The 19186-nt window shown below is 54.6% G+C and carries 19 protein-coding genes and 3 pseudogenes; 10 read left to right on the plus strand and 12 right to left on the minus strand.

Annotation, left to right across the window (positions count from 1 at the left end; translation table 11 throughout):
* Positions 1-61 precede the first annotated feature (61 nt).
* From JCM25354_RS17410 to derI, 9 genes and pseudogenes are all read left to right on the plus strand, one after another.
* A complete protein-coding gene (locus tag JCM25354_RS17410; protein WP_051537284.1) occupies positions 62-1210 on the plus strand; it encodes an FGGY-family carbohydrate kinase in 1149 nt (382 codons plus the stop codon).
* Entirely contained in the window at positions 1189-1317 is a 129-nt protein-coding gene (locus JCM25354_RS22985) for an FGGY-family carbohydrate kinase (RefSeq protein WP_279379553.1), read from the plus strand. Before JCM25354_RS17410 ends, JCM25354_RS22985 begins: the two co-directional genes overlap by 22 nt.
* 35 nt (positions 1318-1352) lie before the next feature.
* Positions 1353-1613, plus strand: a complete 261-nt coding sequence (locus JCM25354_RS22990; RefSeq protein ID WP_279379554.1) for a hypothetical protein — start codon at positions 1353-1355, stop codon at positions 1611-1613.
* Positions 1614-1676: 63 nt separating this feature from the next.
* A pseudogene (locus JCM25354_RS22375) lies at positions 1677-2632 on the plus strand (FAD-dependent oxidoreductase).
* A 10-nt stretch (positions 2633-2642) separates the two neighbouring features.
* A complete protein-coding gene (locus JCM25354_RS22380) occupies positions 2643-3095 on the plus strand; it encodes a hypothetical protein (RefSeq protein WP_243443968.1) in 453 nt (150 codons plus the stop codon).
* Positions 3020-3364 (plus strand): glycerol-3-phosphate dehydrogenase C-terminal domain-containing protein, encoded by a 345-nt coding sequence (locus JCM25354_RS22385; RefSeq protein ID WP_243443964.1) that lies wholly within the window; start codon positions 3020-3022, stop codon positions 3362-3364. The genes JCM25354_RS22380 and JCM25354_RS22385 overlap by 76 nt, the downstream gene beginning before the upstream one ends.
* 257 nt (positions 3365-3621) lie before the next feature.
* Entirely contained in the window at positions 3622-4386 is a 765-nt protein-coding gene (locus JCM25354_RS07505) for a triose-phosphate isomerase (protein WP_025885558.1), read from the plus strand.
* Positions 4383-5222, plus strand: a complete 840-nt coding sequence (locus JCM25354_RS07510; protein ID WP_025885559.1) for a DeoR/GlpR family DNA-binding transcription regulator — start codon at positions 4383-4385, stop codon at positions 5220-5222. The genes JCM25354_RS07505 and JCM25354_RS07510 overlap by 4 nt, the downstream gene beginning before the upstream one ends.
* Positions 5223-5231: 9 nt before the next feature.
* Positions 5232-5699, plus strand: coding sequence for a D-erythrulose-4-phosphate isomerase (derI, locus tag JCM25354_RS07515; protein ID WP_025885560.1), 468 nt, complete (start codon positions 5232-5234; stop codon positions 5697-5699).
* Between the two features lie 393 nt (positions 5700-6092).
* Here the strand turns inward: derI and JCM25354_RS17420 are convergent.
* Positions 6093-7657 (minus strand): annotated as a pseudogene (locus tag JCM25354_RS17420) (amino acid permease).
* A gap of 68 nt (positions 7658-7725) precedes the next feature.
* A pseudogene (locus JCM25354_RS17425) lies at positions 7726-8570 on the minus strand (undecaprenyl-diphosphate phosphatase).
* 127 nt (positions 8571-8697) lie between these two features.
* On the opposite strand from JCM25354_RS17425, the gene JCM25354_RS07530 reads away from it, so the two are divergent.
* Positions 8698-9150: an MlaD family protein gene (locus tag JCM25354_RS07530; protein WP_025885561.1), complete on the plus strand. Its 453-nt coding sequence runs from the start codon at positions 8698-8700 to the stop codon at positions 9148-9150.
* A gap of 55 nt (positions 9151-9205) precedes the next feature.
* Here JCM25354_RS07530 and JCM25354_RS07535 read toward each other — a convergent pair whose 3' ends face one another.
* From JCM25354_RS07535 to JCM25354_RS07580, 10 genes are all read right to left on the minus strand, one after another.
* Positions 9206-10327, minus strand: coding sequence for a D-alanine--D-alanine ligase (locus JCM25354_RS07535; protein ID WP_025885562.1), 1122 nt, complete (start codon positions 10325-10327; stop codon positions 9206-9208).
* Positions 10328-10334: 7 nt separating this feature from the next.
* A complete protein-coding gene (locus tag JCM25354_RS07540) occupies positions 10335-10931 on the minus strand; it encodes a DedA family protein (protein ID WP_025885563.1) in 597 nt (198 codons plus the stop codon).
* 126 nt (positions 10932-11057) lie between these two features.
* The gene (locus tag JCM25354_RS07545; RefSeq protein WP_025885564.1) at positions 11058-11819 is read right to left on the minus strand and encodes an SDR family NAD(P)-dependent oxidoreductase; all 762 of its coding nucleotides are present in this window, start codon (positions 11817-11819) and stop codon (positions 11058-11060) included.
* 135 nt (positions 11820-11954) lie between these two features.
* The gene (locus tag JCM25354_RS07550; protein ID WP_025885565.1) at positions 11955-13670 is read right to left on the minus strand and encodes a dihydroxyacetone kinase family protein; all 1716 of its coding nucleotides are present in this window, start codon (positions 13668-13670) and stop codon (positions 11955-11957) included.
* Positions 13671-13702: 32 nt separating this feature from the next.
* Complete coding sequence (locus JCM25354_RS17430; protein WP_051537286.1) at positions 13703-14695, minus strand: beta/alpha barrel domain-containing protein; 993 nt, start codon at positions 14693-14695, stop codon at positions 13703-13705.
* Positions 14692-16041: a TIM barrel protein gene (locus tag JCM25354_RS17435; protein ID WP_243443954.1), complete on the minus strand. Its 1350-nt coding sequence runs from the start codon at positions 16039-16041 to the stop codon at positions 14692-14694. The genes JCM25354_RS17430 and JCM25354_RS17435 overlap by 4 nt, the downstream gene beginning before the upstream one ends.
* Positions 15975-16697, minus strand: a complete 723-nt coding sequence (locus tag JCM25354_RS17440) for an NAD-dependent epimerase/dehydratase family protein (RefSeq protein WP_243443955.1) — start codon at positions 16695-16697, stop codon at positions 15975-15977. Before JCM25354_RS17440 ends, JCM25354_RS17435 begins: the two co-directional genes overlap by 67 nt.
* A 75-nt stretch (positions 16698-16772) precedes the next feature.
* On the minus strand, positions 16773-17459 hold the full coding sequence (locus JCM25354_RS07570; protein ID WP_025885566.1) for a LysR substrate-binding domain-containing protein: 687 nt from the start codon (positions 17457-17459) through the stop codon (positions 16773-16775).
* Between the two features lie 41 nt (positions 17460-17500).
* Positions 17501-17749, minus strand: a complete 249-nt coding sequence (locus JCM25354_RS07575; protein WP_148301434.1) for a helix-turn-helix domain-containing protein — start codon at positions 17747-17749, stop codon at positions 17501-17503.
* A gap of 10 nt (positions 17750-17759) precedes the next feature.
* Positions 17760-19148, minus strand: a complete 1389-nt coding sequence (locus JCM25354_RS07580; protein ID WP_243443956.1) for a carbohydrate porin — start codon at positions 19146-19148, stop codon at positions 17760-17762.
* Positions 19149-19186 lie beyond the last annotated feature (38 nt).

Here is a 19186-nt window from a genome sequence, read left to right on the forward strand (position 1 = left end):
ATAACATATGCATTCTCTCTAGAACAGATGCTGGCTCAGCCTTTCCCGGAGAGCCCGCCATATGAACAGAGAGGGAAAGATGGGCGCGCCCTATCTGATCGGCATTGATTGTGGCTCAACGACAGCCAAATCAGTCGTTTTTGCTCCCGATGGCCGTATTGCCGGAACAGGCCAGGTCCGTATTCCCCAGCTTACAAAAACGCCTCGTCATGTCGAGCGTGATATGAACGAAGCCTGGCGGTTGGTGGCCAAAACCATTCGCGATGCCCTAGACGATGCCGACTGTAACGGGGCAGATATTGCCGGAATAGGAGTCACAGCTCATGGTGACGGACTCTTTCTGCTTGATCGAAGCGCACAACCTCTCGGTCATGGCATCATGTCCCTTGATAGTCGCGCCTTTGCCCTCCATGGAGAATGGAAGCGCTCGGGACAGCTGGATGCGTTGATGCCCATCGCAGGTCAGCGGCCTTATCCGTATTCTGCCAATACGTTGCTGGCCTGGATCAAACATTTTGAACCAGAGCGCTATAGAGCAGCAGGAACGGTATTCTTTGCAAAGGACTGGCTCAGATTCTGTCTCACCGGCCAGATTGCGACCGAACTGACGGAAGCCAGTACTGCTTTTACCGATCTTCACACACAGGAGTACAGTCAGGAGATTCTGGAAGCTCTTGGTCTTGAAGACATCGCCAGCGCGTTACCCCCCATGCTGAGCTCCTGCGATCAGGCCGGGAAAGTGACAGCAGAAGCAGCCCGTCTGACGGGTCTGCTCGAAGGTACGCCTGTCTCGGCAGGACTGCATGATGTCATAGCAGCGGCTGTCGGTCTTGGGCAGATCTCTCCCGGAGACATGACCGTAACGGCCGGTACATTCTCGATCAACGAAGTCATAAGAGACCGTCCTCTTGTCGGATCGGAATGGGCCTGCCGAGCCGGATATCGTAAAGGTCTGTGGAACTGCATGGCTATTTCTCCGGCCTCGGCAAGCAATCTGGAGTGGATGGCGCGCTGTGTCGCGCCGGATACCCCGGATTCTGCCGCGATGCTCATCGATTCCTGTATCGGGAGATTTGAAAGCCAGCGTGCATCCCGTCAGATCCCGCTCTACCATCCTATCTTTTCGGGTCGCCCTTCGAAGCGCCGGCAACGGCTTCATTTCTGGGTCTGCAATCCTGGCATGACCGCGTGGATCTCTTCCAGGCCATGATTGAGGGAACAATCTTCAATCATCGTCATCACGTGGACGATCTTATGCAAACGGGCCCGGTCACCTCTATCGGCATTTCAGGAGGAGGAAGCCGTCGGCCGAGATAGGTCAGATTTTTGCTGATATTCTGGGGCGTCGTGTCATGACATCCCCCGTGCGTGAAGCCGGCGCCCTCGGCGCGGCCCTGACCGCAAGCGTTGCCTGCTCGATCCATAATTCTCTCGAAGAGGCAGTCGCCTCGCTTGCCATGCAACCCCATCATTTTACGCCCCGGACTGAACTCTCGGGCTTCTATGATGATGTCTATGACCGCTACAGAGCCACAGCCCGCCTTCTGGAACCTTACTGGCCTTCTCTGCACGGCCCTCAATGTAGGCCGGATGCATCCGAAAGCGGAAACTAGGCACCAAATGTCTGCGCGCCACACACAAGCCGCTTCACACTTTTCGACAGATCGAGAGCCCTGATGATTCATAGCGCCCCACAGGTCGGTTCCACTCGTTTTGATGTCACGATTATCGGGGCAGGGATCAATGGCGCCGGTCTGTTCCGGGAACTCGCCCTTCAGGGTATCAATGTCCTGTTGATTGACCGTGGAGATATCTGCACCGGGGCTTCGGCAGCGCTTCAAGACTGATCCATGGCGGGATCAAGTATCTTGAAACAGGCGAATTCCGTCTCGTGGCGCAATCCACTCTCGAGCGCAACCTGCTGCTTCGCAATGCGCCCCATATGGTTACACCACTACCAACGGTCATCCCTATATGTTCCTGGTTCGGAGGGATCCTGCCTTCAATCAAGCGTTTTTGCGGGATCAAGACCAGACTGGCTGACAGGGGAGTGATCATTACCGAGATCGGCATGCAGATCTATGACTTTCTCGGTCGGCGCGAGCGGGTCATGCCGCGACATCATCTGTCGTTCGGCAGGGCTGTCAGGCGTAGATGGCCACATATGACCCGCAAGGTCATTGCAACCGGGCGTTATTATGACGCAGCTATCTCCCAGCCGGAGAGACTGGGCTTCGAATGTGTTGAAGACGGACTTCGTCTCAACCCCGGCTGTGCGGTCAGAACCTACACGCACGCTTCGTCCTTCAGGGATGGCATTCTCACCCTCGGGGATATATCCAGCGATAAAGTCGAACATGTACATACCGAACTGATCATCAATGCAGGCGGCGCGTGGATTGACACGATCAACGCGCAACTCGGTTTCAACACACGCTATATCGGTGGGACCAAAGGGTCGCATCTCCTCATACATCATCCGGAGCTCTTCGTGAACTTGACGGACAAATGGTGTATTTTGGCACAGCAGACGGGCGGATCTGTCTTGCCTACCCATTCATGGGTCACGTGCTTGTCGGTTCTACTGACATTCCGGAGCAGGATCCGGACAGGGCCTGCTGCAGCAGGATGAACAACGTTACATGCTGACCATGCTTCAGGAACAGTTTCCGGGTTTCCGCTTCAGCGACCAGGATGTGATCTATCATTATTGCGGTGTAAGACCGCTGCCTGCGATGCGGGCTGATAACCCCGGTGATATCAGCCGAGATCACGTCATCCATCTGGACTATGCAGGCACTACACCGGTTCTTTCACTTGTGGGCGGCAAGTGGACAACCTTCCGAGGCCTGGCAGAAGAGACAGCCGACAAGGTGCTTGCACTGCTTCATCGGCAACGTCACTCCTCATCACGAATGCGTGCCATAGGTGGTGGAACAGACTATCCGACGCGCAGAACACGCGAAACCTATCTTCGTCAGTTTGCGAAAAACATGATCTTTCTTTCGAAAGAGCTACGATCCTGTTTGAGCGCTACGGCACAACTGCAGAAGCCGTTGCTGCCTATTGCACAGGCTCACCCGACCGGGCGCTGAACAGCTTGCCGGATTATACACGCAACGAAATACTTTATATCACCGAGAATGAACTCGTACGCAAAGCGAGCGATCTTTTATTCCGTCGCTGCCCGATTGCGCTTTCCGGCTTGCTGAACAGATCGGTAATTCAGGAAATCTGCATGATTATGGCCGAATCCCTGGGCTGGACAGCCGAGGATTGCGATACCGAAACAGAAGAAAGCTGGCTTATCGCGGTAAAATATCACGGCGTCACCGGGAAAACAGACACCCAACCGGCAGCATGACCCGCATACAGGAAATCTGTCACCACTCTGTGATGATAACGACCAGATCACATAAACGGTAAATGCCATATAACAAAATAAACAAATCCTAGTATTCTGAAATCAAACACTTTATCTTGTTTTTAACTACGAACAATCTCTAAATCATATCAATGTGAACTTTTTTCATGATATTTTCTCTGTAAATCCGTTAGGAAACTTATAATATAACATGAAAATGTTACATGATGGTTGCTACGTGACGGAGAGAGAATACGATGCCGAGAAAGCCCCTCTGGATCGGAACCAGCTGGAAGATGAACAAGGGTCCGGTAGCCGCCAGGGATGCGGCCGCTCAGATCGCATCGATCGTCGTTCCGGAGACGGTCACGCCGTTCGTCATTCCCCCTTTCACCTCTCTGGAGACAGTTTCAGAGAGCCTGGGGAAAACATCCTGGCATGTAGGAGCGCAAAACATGCACTGGGAGGACGAGGGTGCGTGGACGGGGGAAATTTCGCCCCAGATGATACGGGAGTGTGGCGCTGATATGGTCGAGCTCGGCCATTCAGAGCGGCGCGAACATTTCGGGGAGTCGGACAGAACGGTCAATCTCAAGGTGAAATCAGCCATTCGTCATGGCCTTCGCCCCTTGATATGCATAGGCGACAGCGCTGACGAATATGCCTATGGCGTGACACATGAGACTTTGGCACGTCAGATGAAAATTGCGTTGCATGGTCTGACATCAGATCAGATCGGTACTGTCCTGCTGGCCTATGAACCTGTCTGGGCCATCGGGGCAAAAGGGAAGGCAGCAGAACCTCATTTCGTGGGTGTGGCCCATACGCGTTTACGCCGTGTCCTTTGTGAACTCATCGGGGAAGAGAATGCGCTACGTATCCCGATCCTGTATGGAGGCAGTGTCTCACTCGACAACGCGGCACAATACACCGCACTGAGAGATGTCGATGGCGTATTTATTGGACGCTCAGCCTGGGACCCCTCAGGTCTGGCAGCAATCATGCAGTCGGTAGCGTCATGAGCAACGCAATCGGTGTCGAGAGCAAGGCGGTCTCAGCCAGACGGCGGGAAATCCTTGATTATGTGCTGGAAAATGGCGGCGCGCAGATAGAGGAACTTGTCGAGCGTTTTTCAACAAGCCGTATGACAATCCACCGTGATCTCCATGCCCTTTCCGAACAGGGGCTGGTACGCAAGGTACATGGCGGTGTCACCATGCTCGCCAGTGGTGTCATGGAGACAAGCGTCGTTCACCGCATGCGTCGTGCTTCCCGCGAAAAGCAGGCGATTGCCCGCGTAGCAGCCAGCTTCATAAAGGCTGGTGATATCATTGCACTGGATGACTCAACAACCTCGCGCACCCTGTCTGAAAACCTTCCTCTGAGTATGCCTCTTACAGTGCTTACAAACAGTATGGGCATCGCCACACAACTCGCAGGGGCAAGAGATATCAGTCTGATCTGCCTGGGAGGCAAATACCATCCTCGTTTCGATGCCTTTCTGGGTATTCTTTGCGAGCAGGGAACGAAATCACTGCGGGCCAATACCCTCTTCATGTCCGTCTCGGCGGTTCGCGATCTCGGCGCTTACCACCAGGAGCAGGAAATCGTGAAATGCAAGATGGCGCTAATGGAAATCGTGGACCGGCGCATTCTGATGATTGACAGTCAGAAGTTTGAGGTGACCGCGCTGAACCGTTTGGCCAGTCTCACCGATTTCGACATTGTCATCACTGATTCCGGCATATCCGAGAGCCGAAAGAACCGGATGCTTGATGCCGGCATCAATCTCCATGTTGCACAGCTCGATACGACTTCCCCCGCAACACAGGGTTCTTCCCTCCAGAAACAGAACTGAGGAAACATCATGAAAATTGCAGTAGGTGGCGATAGCGCCGGTGAAGGTCTTGCTCAGCAGATTGTAGCTCATCTCAGAACAAGAGGAATTGATGCCGTCGATCTGTCCCGCTCGACTGATTCAGAAGATGAACTCTACTCAGAGCTGAGCGAACGTGTAGGTCACGCCATTCTATCCGGTCAGTATGAACGTGGCATCCTGTGCTGTGGAACAGGCATTGGCGTCGCCATTTCAGCAAACAAGATCCCAGGTATTCGTGCAGCGCAGGCACATGACACCTATTCGGCCGAACGTGCTGCCTTGTCCAATAACGCCCATATCATCACCCTTGGCGCACGAGTGGTAGGGACTGAACTGGCCAAGACGATTGTAGACACTTTTCTCGCAAAACAGTTCGACCCCAAAAGTGCCTCGGCACGCAATGTCGATGGCATTGATGCCCTGGATCGCAAATATTCTCCCAATTCCTGCAAATAGCGGGGGAGCAGCACCAGAAAAATATACTCCTCATGAGAAAATTTCTGCTGGCGCTGTCAAAGCGAGAGGAACCGATCAGATAGTAATGGTTCGTGCCATGGTCGGGCATTGAACGCGATCAATTGCCACTGCCAGCAGAACTTGTCAGAAACAGGGATCCGGACCTTGTCCATGTAGCGGATATCCGTGTGTCATGCAGGTCCATGGCGCTCGAAGTCTGGCATGGACCGCCCCACCCTCCGGATAGGCATGACATTCCCAGTCGGTTCCATATTCGGCCTGGGCGAATCTACCTGATGTAGGGGGGAGACAAATGCTCCGCCCTTTTCCTGTCTTATGCGACGCTTATCCACAACCTTACCCACGAACGCATCCACGAAATCTGTGGGTAAGTCAGTCTGCTCTGGTGTTCCGGATGGCCCCGTCATCACTGAGAGCAAAACGGGAGTTATGCTGCGAGTAGAAGCGATAAGTTGCAAAACCCAGTCCGGCATAGGCAAGCAGCAACAATGCAGGCACAGGATTACCATGTATGAGCGCCCGCGCCATATCGGCAAAGAGCGGAACGATCATGATCAGACAGAATAAAATGCCCAGAAGAGGGGTAACACCAATCCACCATCCTCTGATTCTGACTCCACCCAGTGGCACACTGAAACTGCGTGGCATATCCGGGTGCATATTGCGTTGCCAGATGACCGTGAAACAGACGATTCCAAAGGCTGCAGCCGTACCGATGCTGACCAGGTCGCTGATTACATCAATCGGCAGCGTGGCCGTGGCGAGCGCACGATAACTCCAAGCAGGATCGTCCCGGTCCACGGCGTATGATAGCGTTTATGTACATAAGAGAAGACAGAGGGCAAAAGCCCGTCGCGGCTCATGGCAAAGAAGATACGCGTCTGACCATAGAGCAGACCCAGCAAAACAGAGCAAAGTCCGATCGTCGCCCCCAGATTGACGAACAGGGCAAGCCAGCTGATGCATGGCCTTGACCGCAATCGAGAGTGGATCGGCAACATTGAGCTGCTGGTAGGGTACAATGCCGATCAGGATGGAGGCGACACAAACATAAACGAAAGTGCAGATCGCCAGACTGCCTATAATACCGATCGGCACATCACGCCTTGGATTCCGTGCCTCTGCAGAAGCTGTCGAGACCGCTTCAAACCCGACATAGGCGAAGAATATGATTGATGCAGCGCGAAACATTCCGGGAATGCCGTACTGAAAGCCGCCCCGATATTCAGGAATGAAGGGTGCCAGTAAGCCGGGTGCAAAGCGAACAGACCGCAGAAAACAAAAAGAAAAAGTACACCAACCTTGATGAAAACAATGATCGTGTTCACCCGGGCAGATTCCTGCACACCACGAACGAGACAGGCCGTAACCACAGCAATCGCGAGCATCGCCACCAGATCACAACGCCAGCCGAACGTGATGGCCATGCCACCACTCCCGGGAACTGTCTGGAATGTTGCCTGGCTCAACCCGGCAGGCACATGAAACCCGAAACTTGATAAGAGGCTGGTAGCATAGCCTGAAAGCCCGGAAGCAACGGCAGCACACGAGATACCGTATTCGAGCAGAAGCAACCATCCTACCGTCCATGCGGCACGCTCGCCCATTGATACATAGGCATAGGAATAGGCTGAACCCGAGACCGGAAGGCTTGATGACAGCTCACCGTAGGAAAAAGCGGTAAAAAGACAGGCGAGGGCGGCAATCACAAAGGATACGAGAATGGAAGGGCCAGCATATTCTGCTGCGGCAGTGCCCGTCATGACATAGATGCCGGCTCCGATCGTCGAGCCAACGCCCAGCATGACGAGCTGCGTTGCCGTAAGCGAACGCTTGAGGCCGTTCGTCTCGTAATCGGCCGTAACCTGCTCGAGCGTCTTGCGACGGCTCGTACCAGCAGAAGGGAGGAGTGGAGGTGCTGACAGGTCAGGAATGATTGTAGTCGCCCATGTCTGAAAAAACCGATCATGCCGGATCGGCTGTCAAAGTGGAAATAATTTCGTTATCAAAAGAGAACGAGTAGCAGCAGTGATACCAGTCCGGCACCCATGCAATAGAAAGCGAAAGGCGAGAGAGCCCACCGATCGTGGTTGCGGAAATATTTGAGTAGCACTGCAGTGCTGACAAGCGCTGTAATCCCCGCGGCCACGGCCGCAATCACAGAGATCTGCGCCATATCATGGCTTACATCCATATGACGGAGCTGCCAGGCTCATGCACCGTCGCCGCCAGAACGGCGGGTTGGGCCATCAGAAGAGAAAAGCGTGCCGCTGTCTCATGATTGAGGCCACAGACAAGCCCTGCGTTGATTGTCGAGCCGGAGCGCGAAATACCGGGAAACAGCGCCAGACACTGCCAGAGCCCGATTACCAGCGCATCCTTGGCCGACATGTCGGCGATAGCCCGTTGGGGACGGCGCCCCTTGTAGGAACGCATCCATTCGGTAACGAGAAGAATGAACCCGTTCAGGAAGAGGAAGAGGGCCACCGCTATGGGCGTCCCGAAAATGACCTTGAGACGATGCTCGAACGCCGCGCCGAAAATGACCACAGGGATTGTGGCCACAACCAGAAGTACCAGAATACGTATGGCTTCTTCACGGCGCGTCGCGCCATGCAGTCCTATTGCCCCGGTGAAAATTGCCAGCCAGTCACGCCAGAAAAAGCAGAAGAGTGCGACCAGCGTACCAAAATGCAGCATGGTGAGAAACGGCAGGAACAACTCACTGCGCTCATCCAGATTCCAGTGAAGCAAGGCCGGTATGAGTACCGCGTGACCGAGACTGCTCACGGGAAAAAGTTCGGTCAGTCCCTGGACGATTGCCAGAACCAGTGCTTGTAGCAGCGTCATGTCAGCTCAGTATGAAATAAATGTTTCTATCTCCTGCCTGACTGCGCTCTGGATCGCAAGCCCGTGCTTGACGATCATCGCAAGTCAGGCGAAGAGTTCCGCTATTATAACAGGCAGGTGAGCAGAGATGGCGGCAAAAAACCAGGGTGGCGCAATTCTGGCAAGTGCAATGGTTCTTGCCCTTGCAACAGGTTTCGCCGCCTATGCTGTCGCCCAGCGCCACGGCCCCACAGGCGACACGCAACGTCTTCATGCACGGTTTGTCTCGGCCAACGGACTTAACCCCGGGGCTTCTGTTGTGATGGCAGGGGTACGCGTCGGAACCGTTTCTCGTGTTTTCCTGGATCCGAAAACCCAGATGGCTCAGGTCGATTTTTCGATAGACCGTCATCTCTCCCTGCCTCAGGATACGAGTCTGTCCATTGCTGCTCCGAGCATGACTTCGGAGAATGCCCTTGCCATCACCCCAGGCACTTCACATGACCGCTTGCAGGGTAACGGCATGATAACCAATACTCAGGCGCCGACTTCCCTTGAACAGCAGGTCAGCAACTATATTTTCGGTTCGGGTATCCAGTAAGAGATTACGTCATTCTGTCTGAGAGAAAGGCCGAAGCGTTCAGGCCCGGCTTTCCTCAGTCATTAAGGGGATAGAGCGCGAGCAGACGTCTCTGCTTGCGCCAGTAACGCAGCATCGTATAGGCACCGCAGGTTTTCCAGCCTCTGGCCCGGTTCAGGGCACCTATGCGGAACGCCTCACGATAATGATAGAACTGGGCACGATAGGCTTCCCGGAGGGTCGTTCGGGAATCCCAGATATGGGTTGCTTCCGAACCGACCCCGTTAAGTTCGATAATCTCGAAATCTTCTCCACGGCGCAAAGCGTCAATCGAAGCGGCCTTGACATCAATTCTTCCAAAATGGAATTCGCTGACATCACCGATGATCTCGTCCAGACGGCGGGTCAGGGCAGAGGTGGCATCCTTGCAGCCGTTACGGAAAATCGATCCCTTGCAGTGATTACCGGTAAAGACCAATTGTACCGGCTCTCCGAGAGCCGGAACCTCTTCGAGACGTCCTTCAAGACGCGGAAGATAGATATCAGGCAGGAGATTGGTGCGGGTATCGCGCGAAATCAGCTCCCGGATGGTCGCAACGCCATCCCCTTCCAGAACAGGGGACTCCTTGTAGGTAATGGAAGTAATCCGTCCTGAGGAAGATCCGGGTTCACGAATATAGAACAACCCGGCCTCGACCGGACCTTCTGCCAGCGCCTGGGCCAGGATGCGCACGGCTGACGGAAACTGTTTCAGAACAGGCAGCAGATCCGCCTCGCTCCTTACGAGCTTTACTCCGGTCCCGTTACAGCCGATATCCGGTTTGATCACGACCGGAAAACCGATATTCTTTCCCTTCATGGCAGTGACAATAGCCAGGGCATCATCATCCCGTCGTCCCTTGCGGAGCATATGGGTGATGTAAGGGGCTATCCATTGATTGGCCACCGGACCGGCAAGATCGAGAATACCGCTCTTGCTTTCACCGCACAGCCCCCCCGTTTCAACACGGGGATTGGCTGCGCTCGGGATACTGAAATCGCCGTAACGCAGACCCAGAGCGATCCAGTACAACACAATAGGTGTGTAGAAAACAGATCCGGGCCAGAACTCGAACAGGGAGAGCGGATGAGGATCTTTCGTCTCCTCGACCGCAAAATCATCGAATGGCGAGGACAGGTCAGGCGCAATCTGAAGCATCGATCGGTCAGTCACTAAAGGTCTGGAAACGCGCAATCAGGCGCCCGACAAAAAGAATAGTCATGATGAATCCCGCTATACCAAACCAGCGCCACCCAGCCATGTGGGTCGACATCCATCCTCCGATATGAAGCGATACGCTGAAAAGAAGGGATGTCCAGATCAGTGTAGCGACAACAGCACTGATTGCAAAAGAGCCAAAAGGTGCCCGGAAAAAGCCGCAGGCCGTGTAAAGCGGCAGGCGCGCGCCCGGGATGAAGCGACTGATTACCACGGTACGCACCACGTTACGGTGAAACCAGCTTCGTCCCTTATCATGGCGGGGCAGGGTCAGCCAGCGCCTGGCAGGAGGCCATTTGGCACCTACGGCGCCAAGCCCGTACAGCCCGAGGTCACCTACAGCAACCCCGATATAAAGGGCGACCAATGCCAGTGGAACACTGAGGCGCCCCTCATCCACGGCCATGGCGGCAATCATGGTCGTAGCATCTTCCAGAATGAAGGTGCCGATAATGACAGCAAGAGCTTTCGACCACCAGGCCGCTCCCGCAACCGAAAGAAGATGATAGAGAGAACTGCTGCGAAAGGAGGCACCACTGGACATGGCGCTCCATGTGCCACGCCCGCAGAGAAAATACCAATATCAGATACTCCAGACTCGCAAATCACCTGCCAGGATGTCGCAATACCCCGCCAGGTGGCTGGTCTTGGGTAGTAGTCAGGCAAACCCTCACTGCAGATTCACAAAACAGCCGCCATCGACCAGCAATGACGCTCCGGTGACATATCCAGCCAGATCAGATCCAAGAAATACGATCGGACCGGCGAGATCCTCGGGCCTGCCGAACCGTCCCAGAGGGATGCGCCGGATCATGGCTTCTGCTTTCGTCTCATCCGCCAGATCCTGTTCATTGATTGCCGTACGGATGGTACCAGGCAGTACCGAGTTACATCTTATGCCATGCCTGCCCAGTGCTATTGCGGTCGATTGCATGAGCGAATGCACACCTGCTTTGGTCGGCGTATAGTGGCTCTGGAACTCGCCGCCAACCAGCGCCGAAATAGAGGATACGGCGATAATAGCGCCACCACGTCCCTGCCGGACCATCTGGTTTGCAGCAGCCTGAACCATGAAATAGGCGCCGAGCAGATTCACTTCCACCGTTCTTCTGAGCGTTTCGGAAGGAAGATCAAGAAAGGAATGAAAAGGACAGATACCGGCATTGCTGACAAAGATATCCAGGCCTCCGAGACCTTGCACTATGGTCTCGATAAAGCACGTCGCTGTCTCGGCTGCAGAGACATCGCCTTGCAGATAGACTGCCTTGCGTCCCAGCGACGTGATCTCGTCCAGAAGCGGTTGGACAGTCTCTTCTTCTGCGATGTCAGAAATGGCAACATCCGCGCCATGGCGAGCAGCCTCCAGAGCCGCTTCCCGACCAATTCCCGACGCCCCGCCTGTAATCGCGAAAATTCTGTTTTCGAGCAGCATGTATCTACCTCCCGCAGGACTGTTCTGGATAAACCGACCAGTAGAAATTACCTTACTCTCCCGTGCCGCTGCACAAAACAGGTCGGTCGGGAAACCACTGGCGAAAATGCAAAACATGCATTTCTGGCAGTTTTATCAGGACAGATCCTCAAGAAGCGGGGTGAGCGCCTGCATAGCCAGGGCAAAAGACAAAGCACCGGGATCGGGATACCCTTTGCTATGATCTCCATGGGTCTTGGCACGCCCGCGCCTCGCAGCAAAAGCCTTGGTTGCCTCAGCTCCCCGATGGGCTTCCTCAACCGCTCCGGTCCAGATCACATCCAGATTGTGTCCAGATGAGCCAGTGCTTTCCAGAGCTTCGACAAACGGTACCAGAGCATCGACCATGGTCTTGTCTCCGATTTCGGCCTTGCCAATACTGCGGATACGCTGAGCACCCTTAATTACACCCTGCACCAGAACCTTAGCATCAATACCCGCATCATCATGCAGAACCGTCGAAAACGCGAAAAGCGCCTCCCCCCACAGGGCTCCGGATGTTCCTCCTGCCCGGTCACCCCATGCATCGGCGGCAGCCTCCATCACCGTGCGAGCGCCTGCACCGACTGCAGAGGCGGCTTGGGCCGCTCTGGCTGCAGCTCGGGTGCCTCGTGCCATTCCCTGACCATGATCGCCATCACCGGCAATGGCATCGATACGGCCAAGCCTGTCCTCTTCATCCTCCATGGTGCGGGCAAGACACGCCATGGCACGGGCAATACAGGCTCCGGCCTTTTTACCGGTTGCGTTCGGGGCCGGTTCATAATGGACCGGTAATTCGGCCATAGCCTGACTGGAAGCTGCGACCCAATCGCCTTTGACTTCATGACGACAAAGGGCAGGAGAATTGACCGGCGCCCGCCAGAAACGCTCCAGTTCATCATCGAGCCATGTAATCGTGAGTGAACAACCATACATGTCGAGGCTTGTGGCATAAGAACCAAGCAGTGGCGCAACAAGAGTAAGCCCGTCGCGCTCGAAAAGGGCCTCTAGCTCATTCCACAACACAAAAAGCTCTTCTGTTGTCGTGGCGCCCGCCCCGTTGAGCAACACGGCCAGGCGCTTTGCTTCTTTCGGACGTTCGGCCATGACCCGAGAATAAAGCTCGGCAGCGATCTCTCCTGGTGAGGCTATGTCACGTTCCTCGATACCGGGCTCGCCATGAATACCAAGACCCAGCGCCATGCGTCCCTGGGGAATAGTAAATATCTTCTCTGGCGCGCCGGGCAGGGCGCAGCCATCGAAGGCGATACCGAAAGACCGAGTATGGGCATTCGCCTTGCGGGACACCGCCTCGACAGCATCAATGTCATATCCGGCGTCAGCGGCAGCCCCCATGATCTTGAAGACTATAATATCGCCTGCAACACCACGACGGCGCTCTGGCGTTTCTGGTGGAGCGCTTGCGACATCGTCAGTCGTGACCACAATGCGCGTGTCGATGCCTTCAGCGCGCAACCTTTCGGCCGCGATACCGAAATTGAGATTGTCACCTGCGTAATTGCCAAACCCCATCACAATACCCCCACCACGATGGGCAAGTCTACCGATCGTCGCCACGGCCTGGATCGATGGCGAGGCAAAAATACCGCCCATCACAACCGCATCGGCAAATCCCTGTCCAACGAAACCACAGAAGGTAGGGTAATGGCCTGATCCACCTCCGACGAGGACAGTTACCTTACCTTCGGGCCCGGGTTGAGCACGTAGCGCACCACTCCGCACAGGACGTACGATATCCTGAAAGACATGATTGAACGCACGTAAGCCATGCGTTGCGAAATCGTCTTCATTTCCACAAATATCGACCATGTTTCTCTGTTCCGGTTATGAGCCGAAAGGGCCTAATACAGCAGGGGGTCTGTGACGTTCAGATCAGATTCAAGCGTTCTTTTAGGCGTCAGGCCACGACAAAGCAGTTCTTCGTGATAGATACTGACTGCCTCAGCCGGGGTCAGCCGCCGTTCAACGACAGCTCGCATCATGGCGATCATCGTAGGCGAATGCTCCGCATCCAGGATCTTGCGTCCGAAAAGCGCCGCCCTCGCACCGCTGAGCTGCGCTTGATGAAGGAGTTCAAGACAATCCCGCGTGGTGCCGCTGCCCCCTCCCATGATACCGACGATCAGAGAAGGGTCATACCGGCAGAGAGCCTCAAGGGAACGTGAACCGTTGAAAGTAAGTTTGAGAAATTCCGGACGTTCTTCCTCATGCATGCCTGCAAGGGCGCGGCTGACCATATCATTGAGAAAACAGCCGTAATCAGCCTTGTCGAGCAGCGGGAGAGGGGGGTTAAAGACTTCAAGAAAATGCTTCACGCCAGCCGCCTGCGCCTCGATACGAAATGCACGATACTGAGAAAGCGTATCAGCATCTTCCTTGGCATCACCGCTGAAAGTCATTGAATAGAGACCAAATTTGACGGGAAGATATTCGAGCCGGGCCGTACGGAACGGAATGGACGGCTGTCGACCGTAATCAGCACCGGATATTCGCCACAGATCGGTTGTATCATTCAGACGCACGGCCTGATGGACGGTGCTGCCATCGAATACGCCCTTCTTTGCAAGGCGGCCAAGCGTCGAGACCGATGCCAGCAAGATATCAACGACATCCTGCCGTACAATCTCGTGAACGGCCTCATCAAATTCGACAAGCGTACGGGGACAATTGGTTACATGATCCGTGCCAAGTGCCGAAAGTCCTCCCGCCATGTCGCCATCCTTGGCATCGGCAAGGATGAAATCCGAAATGCTGTCCGTGCCGGCACGCATGCGTGCTATTTTGGCGTCGTAGCGCGACTGGCGAGGCGGCACGTTATAGGGCTTGAGCGTCATTTCGGAAGAATCCTGCGAATATAGTCACGATTTCGCGCAGCGACACTCAATCCGTCTCCTCCGTAATGCTCGACAAGAAACGGACTGGCATAGCCATGCTCCAGAGCCATGCCTATGGCAGCGCGATAGCTGATGACCCCTTGTTCCATCGGCGCGGGAGCCGTGACCACCATACCTGTCATCTCATCCTCGGTACGCAGGTAATTCTTGACGTGCCAGTAACGCAGATAAGGAGCGAGTTTTGTCATCATATCCCGCCAATGCTCCATCGGGCGATGGAGCCGCACGAGATTGCCGATATCAGCATTGATGCCGCAGGCGGGGTGATCGACATCACGTACAAAACGCACGGCAGAGTCAGCAGAGCCGAGATAGGTATCTTCATACATTTCAAGGGAAAGGGCCACACCGACGCTTTGTGCATGATCGGCCAGCTCACGGATGCGCAAAACTGCTTTTTTCCAGATCTGCGGGTCGTCAGGATCTCGATGGCCCGGTGCAGTCCAGAACCACAGGGCATTTTTTTGGCGAGCGCTCAGCTCAGCAGCAAAACCAAGCGCGATCTCACGGGCTCCGATTTCTGCGGCCGTATCAATCACTTTGTGAATATAGGTGAGAGACGCATCAGCCTTTTGCTTATCCGGGTCTATCACCGAACGGCGAGAGGTTGATATTGCCGGGATCGTGAGGCCATGATCTGCACAGACAGAGAGAAACTCCAGCCTGCGAGACGGTAAAAGATCAGCAATACGCAGCCAGCTATCTGTGGGATCAAGCTCGGTAAATCCCGCACACTGTATGTCGGCCAGAGTAGACGACCACCCCTCTGCAGACTGATCCTGAACTGAGCTCCCATCCGGTAATGTGGCCGGATACTGGATCATGGCAGCAGCAATCGGCCAGGTCTGTGCCGACCAGGGGGGGGTGTGAGCCAGGATTTCGTTACGATGCTGCGTGTGACTCTGCGCTTCTGCTACCATCCTGACGCGATCAGATGCATTTCTGGCAGACAGTCCCGTATCAAACCTCCCATCAAGTTCGTCATCTATATAAATTCGTATGATTTCCTCGAAAGACTCATCAGCTGTAAAACCCAGACTGAGAGCCCAATGCGTATCGAACGCCTTGGGCCAGCTTGACACGAAATACTGCACGAAGGGATCGGGCTGTTCGCAAATGAGCTCAACAGCTTTACTCCCTGCCACCAGTCGCAACGCCTCGATTTCTTCCTCAACCGTGACACTCAGCGCAGGGAGTGTGAAAACGGGACGGGGACGGATCATGTCGTAATCGAGCCTGGCGGCATGGCGCAGTGCCCGCACAGCAGCACGAGGCTGATCAGCCAATGACGTGTTTCTCTCGGCACCGGCAGGATCGCTTTTTTGCCTGCAAGGGGTTCGCGAATAATGCTGGAGAAAAACCCTGATGCCGCTGCATTGGCCTCTCCTGGCCGTACACAGATGGTTGGCAGGCGTGGTGCAACGCCATCAAAGATGCCCCGGCGTGAATAATCACTCAGCAGCAATTCAACCATTGCCTTCTGGACACCATAACTGCTCTCGGGTGTCGGGATCTGAGTGTCCGGTATGACGTCCGGTAGAGGACGTCCAAAAACCCCTATTGATGAAGCAAAGACGAGACGCGGCTTGTAGCCTTCTCGTTCGTGCAGGTCGCGAATAGCCTCAAACAGCATGAAAGAAGCATCGAGATTGACGCGATAACCAAGTGCCATGTCACGTTCGGCAGCACCCGACACGATAGCAGCCAGATGGAAAATGATATCCGGTCGCTCGACAAGGATCTTCTCGGCTTCCCCCGGGACAGACAGATCGCTTGCGATACAGGAAATCGTACCGCTGAAACTCTGGGGCCTTTCAGGCATCGATCGATCGACGAGCATCAGATGCGAAGGCCTTGGAAATAATTCCCCGACTTCCTTTACAAAATTCTCAGTCAGCTTCCGGCCCAGCATGCCTGCCGCACCAAGGATGAGAACCCGCATGATTTTCGTTCGTCCTTGTTAATACATGAGCATCTCACTGAGGAAGAACGAGCACGCAAGTAAAGTCGATAAGACTTACCTGATGGCGCTATCGGATAATCTGATAGCCCGACGCTTTATTTCATCTGAGAGATATGTCATCGCCGGTGTCATGGTCCGATCACGAAGCCGTAACATGGCATAGGGTGTAAGAATATCCGGTAGAACAACCGGCAATTCCCGGATAATCCCAGCATCTTTGAATGAATTGTAGACCGGACGTGAAAGCACTGCCAGCATGTCAGACTGGGTCAGGAGTTCGATCGTTGCATAGATCGAACTCAGCTCGACCGCGAAAAGAGGTAACGGCAATCGCGCCATCGTGAATGCCGCCTCCAGAGCCTGCCGCATGGGGCTGGCTGCCATATGAGCAACCCAGCGCGCGTGTGTGAGCTCCCCCAGGCAAGTCGGCGGGGTCTGGTGAACCGGATTCCTGGCTCCCGCTACAATGACAAGATGCTCCTCGGCCAGGAGCTCAACAACAAGCATATCCGCAGGAATGCCCTCTACCGGGCGACCGATTGCCAGATCAATACGCCCCTCCTGCATCATCTCGATCAGGTCGTGGCTCGTACTGACATGAAGCGTGACACTGATATCCGGCTGGGCCTCGGCGAGATCTGAGAGAATGGGCAAAATGATTTCTCTCAAAGGTGCACTGATCGTTCCGATGGCCACCGTGCCGGAAAGCCCTTGCTGAACGGCCTGAAGATCATGTCGCAACCGGCCAAGATCAGCCAGGATCTGCTGCGCATGCCTGATGGCTACCAGCCGGCACGTGTAGGAGTCAGCCCCTGCGTGTGTCGCTCGAAAAGCTGCACCTCCAGATCCGTTTCGATATCCTGCAGAAGTTTTGACGCAGTTGGCTGGGAGAGATTGAGAGAACGCGCTGCCCTGTTGAGAGCCGGTTCGCGGCCAATCTGGCGCAGTAACAGCAACTGCCTGAATTTGAGGCGGAATATCAGATTGTCGGTCATGATCCGGATCGTGCCGTCGAACGACGCTTCTGTCACTTCACGTCTGTCAAAGCACAGCGTGAATCTTAAGTCCTACAGCATCGACCTGAGGCTTATCGGCCTGAAGGTTTGTTCGCCAGATATGCTGATAATCCGGCTGGATCGACAAGCCTCGGAACGCATGGATGCTGTAGGTCAATTCGAATGTCATAAGATGACTCTGGGGATAGGTTGCGCTACCGGGCAGGGCCAGGCCCTTGCGATACCGTATCCATTGAGATGCCACGAGATCAGGGCTGGCAAATGTTTCGGACCACTCGATGCCGAATGTATCCTTGGGCCGCCCCTTGATCAGACCGCGATCAACAATACCGGCATAAACCTGCCAGTCGTAAAGACTGTTCTTGCCCTGACTTTTTGTGGCGCCAGCAAGGACATAAAGTCCATTCAGCGGGCCTGTACCGTTACGGATCAGCATCTGATCACCCTGAAGCCAGATCTGGGTTTTGCCATTTGTCCAGCCATAAGGCAGCCCGGTCTCTGCAGCCGCATTACCGTTTATATCGCGGAACAGATCGCGGTAATTCGATGAATCGTAGGCAACGCCGAATTTGTAATGCCCGACCAGATTATGTTTGCCAAAGGACGGAATCAGCCCGATCTCGGTCGGGATGTACACCCCCGTATAGAGCTCTGTTCCCATACGGAAACCTGTACGGTCATACTGATTGGTATTGAGATAGGGATTTACCCCATAAAGACCAGTCTGCATGTAGATACCGTGTAGCGGCCAGTAACGCAGACGCGTCCCCCATGTCGAACCGGGATAGGTCCCATAACCCGCTGCTGTCCGTGTAAGGGATTTGGGAATGCCGCAATTGGATTTGTTCATGAAGGTGCAAAAGAGCGGTGAATTGGCAAAATCTATATTTACCGGCATTTTTCCCAGGGAAATCTGCAGCCTGTTCCTGAACAGATCCTGCGTGCCATAAATGTAAACGAGATGGGCGCCAACATTACCACCACCACCATAGATCTCCTGAAAGCCGTTAAGTGATCGCTCACCAAGATCTGCTGCCATGTTATGTCCTGCCCGATTGACGATAACAGCATGGGTAATAAAGCCGCGCCATCCTATCAGCCGTGACCAGTCCAGATCCAGTTCCACCCCGATCTGATGCGCATACCCGGCATCTCCGGCATGCCCGGCATTCAGCGCCATGGCACTTTCGCTGGTATAGTCGATGACAATACCAACTCCCTTGCGATTGAGCTTCTTTACCAGTTGTTCCCAGCCCGACACCATGTTTTCCACCGGTGGTGTAAAAGGCGTATTGGCATAGGATGTTGGCGTATCGAGCGCAAAAAGGGGTGCTGTTTCCGAGACAGGACCACGATATTGTGCCTGCGCCTGAGGCGCAGAAAAGAGCAGCGCGCCCAGCATGGCCAGGCTCATGATTGCAACTCTGTTTGTCATGATTATCCAAACCCTGA

It is taken from the genome of Asaia prunellae JCM 25354 (genome assembly GCF_000613885.1).
Lineage (GTDB): Bacteria > Pseudomonadota > Alphaproteobacteria > Acetobacterales > Acetobacteraceae > Asaia > Asaia prunellae.

Excerpts from the sequence above, each read along its gene's own strand:
- JCM25354_RS17410 (WP_051537284.1), top strand. The coding sequence starts at position 62 with ATGAACAGAGAGGGAAAGATGGGCGCGCCCTATCTGATCGGCATTGAT.
- JCM25354_RS22990 (WP_279379554.1), top strand. The coding sequence starts at position 1,353 with ATGACATCCCCCGTGCGTGAAGCCGGCGCCCTCGGCGCGGCCCTGACC.
- JCM25354_RS22380 (WP_243443968.1), top strand. The coding sequence starts at position 2,643 with ATGCTGACCATGCTTCAGGAACAGTTTCCGGGTTTCCGCTTCAGCGAC.
- JCM25354_RS07505 (WP_025885558.1), top strand. The coding sequence starts at position 3,622 with ATGCCGAGAAAGCCCCTCTGGATCGGAACCAGCTGGAAGATGAACAAG.
- JCM25354_RS07510 (WP_025885559.1), top strand. The coding sequence starts at position 4,383 with ATGAGCAACGCAATCGGTGTCGAGAGCAAGGCGGTCTCAGCCAGACGG.
- derI (WP_025885560.1), top strand. The coding sequence starts at position 5,232 with ATGAAAATTGCAGTAGGTGGCGATAGCGCCGGTGAAGGTCTTGCTCAG.
- JCM25354_RS07530 (WP_025885561.1), top strand. The coding sequence starts at position 8,698 with ATGGCGGCAAAAAACCAGGGTGGCGCAATTCTGGCAAGTGCAATGGTT.
- JCM25354_RS07535 (WP_025885562.1), bottom strand. The coding sequence starts at position 10,327 with ATGCTTCAGATTGCGCCTGACCTGTCCTCGCCATTCGATGATTTTGCG.
- JCM25354_RS07540 (WP_025885563.1), bottom strand. The coding sequence starts at position 10,931 with ATGTCCAGTGGTGCCTCCTTTCGCAGCAGTTCTCTCTATCATCTTCTT.
- JCM25354_RS07545 (WP_025885564.1), bottom strand. The coding sequence starts at position 11,819 with ATGCTGCTCGAAAACAGAATTTTCGCGATTACAGGCGGGGCGTCGGGA.
- JCM25354_RS07550 (WP_025885565.1), bottom strand. The coding sequence starts at position 13,670 with ATGGTCGATATTTGTGGAAATGAAGACGATTTCGCAACGCATGGCTTA.
- JCM25354_RS17430 (WP_051537286.1), bottom strand. The coding sequence starts at position 14,695 with ATGACGCTCAAGCCCTATAACGTGCCGCCTCGCCAGTCGCGCTACGAC.
- JCM25354_RS17440 (WP_243443955.1), bottom strand. The coding sequence starts at position 16,697 with ATGCGGGTTCTCATCCTTGGTGCGGCAGGCATGCTGGGCCGGAAGCTG.
- JCM25354_RS07580 (WP_243443956.1), bottom strand. The coding sequence starts at position 19,148 with ATGAGCCTGGCCATGCTGGGCGCGCTGCTCTTTTCTGCGCCTCAGGCG.